Origin of the sequence: Rathayibacter sp. AY1C6 (assembly GCF_002931535.1) — a bacterium.
Lineage (GTDB): Bacteria > Actinomycetota > Actinomycetes > Actinomycetales > Microbacteriaceae > Rathayibacter.
The window spans coordinates 1-1,837 of record NZ_PSWC01000049.1 but is presented as its reverse complement, the minus strand read 5'-3'; the positions used below and the strand labels follow the sequence as shown (position 1 = coordinate 1,837).

The following is a 1,837-nucleotide window of genomic DNA, read 5'->3' as shown; positions in this document are numbered from 1 at the left end:
CCCGCATCCTCTTCTCCCGCCCGCACTCCGAACGACAGGAACGAGCACCCATGACGCTGTCCACTCCTCAGACCGCCTACGCCTCCGCCAAGCTCCAGGGCACCGGAGTGGGACGCGGGCTGGCCCTCGGGCCGGTCCTGCGCATGCCGGAGCCGCTGCCCGAGCCCGAGGACACCGCCAGCACCCGCAGCATCGCTCAGGAGGAGGAGCGCGCCGTCTCGTCGCTCTCCGCCACCGCCGCGACGATCCGCCACCGAGGCGAGCGGGCCGGCGGCTCGGCGAAGGACGTCCTCGACGCCCAGGCCCTGATGGCCGAGGACCCGTCCCTCGCGGACGACGTCAAGGCGCGGATCGCCGGGGGCAAGACCGCGGAGCGCGCCGTGCACGAGGCCTTCGCCGGCTTCCGCGACCTGCTCGTGGCGATGGGCGGCTACATGGCCGAGCGCGCGACCGACCTCGACGACGTCTCGCAGCGCGTCGTGGCGCACCTGCGCGGCGTCGCCGCTCCCGGCGTCCCCGAGTCGGACGAGCCGTTCGTGCTCGTCGCCCGCGACCTCGCTCCGGCCGACACGGCGCTGCTCGACCTCGAGAAGGTCCTCGGCCTGATCACCAGCGACGGAGGGCCGACCTCGCACACGGCGATCCTCGCCCGGGAGAAGTCGATCACCGCCATCGTCGGCACCACCGGCGCCCTCGACCTGCGGGACGGCCAGCTCGTCATCCTCGACGCCACCTCCGGCGTCGTGACGGTGAACCCCTCGGACGCCGAGATCGGCGCCGCGAAGTCCTCGATCGCCGAGCGCGCCGAGATGCTCGCCGCACCGGTCGTCCCCGGCGCGCTGGCAGACGGCCACGCCGTGCCGCTGCTCGCGAACCTCGGCTCGGCCGACGGCGCTGCGAACGCGGTCGAGCTCGGCGCCGAGGGAGTGGGGCTGTTCCGCACCGAGTTCCTCTTCCTCGACGCGAAGGAGGCGCCCTCGGTCGCCGAGCAGGCGGAGCAGTACACGCGCCTGCTCGCTGCGTTCCCCGGCCGCAAGGTCGTCGTCCGCGCGCTCGACGCCGGCGCCGACAAGCCGCTGAGCTTCCTCAACGACGACCACGAGGAGAACCCGGCCCTCGGTCTCCGCGGACTGCGCGCCCTCCGCGCCAGCGAGCAGATCCTCCGCGACCAGCTCACCGCCCTCGCCCAGGCCGACGCCGCCACCGACGCCGACCTCTGGGTCATGGCGCCGATGGTCGCAACCGTGGACGAGACCCGCTACTTCACCTCGATGGCGCGGGAGCTCGGCATCCGTACCGCCGGAGTGATGGTGGAGGTCCCCTCCTCCGCCCTGCTCGCCGACCGCATCCTCGGAGTCGCGGACTTCGCCTCGATCGGCACCAACGACCTGACCCAGTACACGCTCGCCGCCGACCGCATGCTCGGCACGGTCTCGGCGTTCCAGGACCCGTGGCACCCGGCCGTGCTCCGCCTCGTCGGCGAGGTCGGCCGCGCGGGAGCGGCGCTGGGCAAGCCCGTCGGGATCTGCGGAGAAGCCGCCGCCGACCCGCTGCTCGCCGTGGTCCTCGTCGGCCTCGGCGCCACCACCCTCTCGATGTCGCCGTCGGCTCTCGCCGACGTCCGCGCCGAGCTGGCCGAGCACACCCTCGACGACGCCAAGCGGTACGCGGAGCTCGCTCTCGCCGCCGACAGCGCCGCCGACGCCCGTTCGGCGGTCACCGAGGCGATCGCCGCCTCCTGATCCCGGATCACCAGCCCCACCCCCCTGCACCACCCCGCCACTCGGGAGCCGGGACGCCCCAGGAGCGTCCCGGCTCCCGAGTGGCGGGGTGGCGC

Annotated in this window: 1 protein-coding gene; it reads left to right on the top strand. The window is 74.2% G+C overall.

What is annotated here, in order from left to right; genetic code table 11:
- Positions 1-143 precede the first annotated feature (143 nt).
- On the top strand, positions 144-1,742 hold the full coding sequence (gene ptsP, locus C5D36_RS16480) for a phosphoenolpyruvate--protein phosphotransferase (RefSeq protein ID WP_244230703.1): 1,599 nt from the start codon (positions 144-146) through the stop codon (positions 1,740-1,742).
- Positions 1,743-1,837: the final 95 nt, after the last annotated feature.

Excerpts from the sequence above, each read along its gene's own strand:
- ptsP (WP_244230703.1), top strand. The coding sequence starts at position 144 with ATGCCGGAGCCGCTGCCCGAGCCCGAGGACACCGCCAGCACCCGCAGC.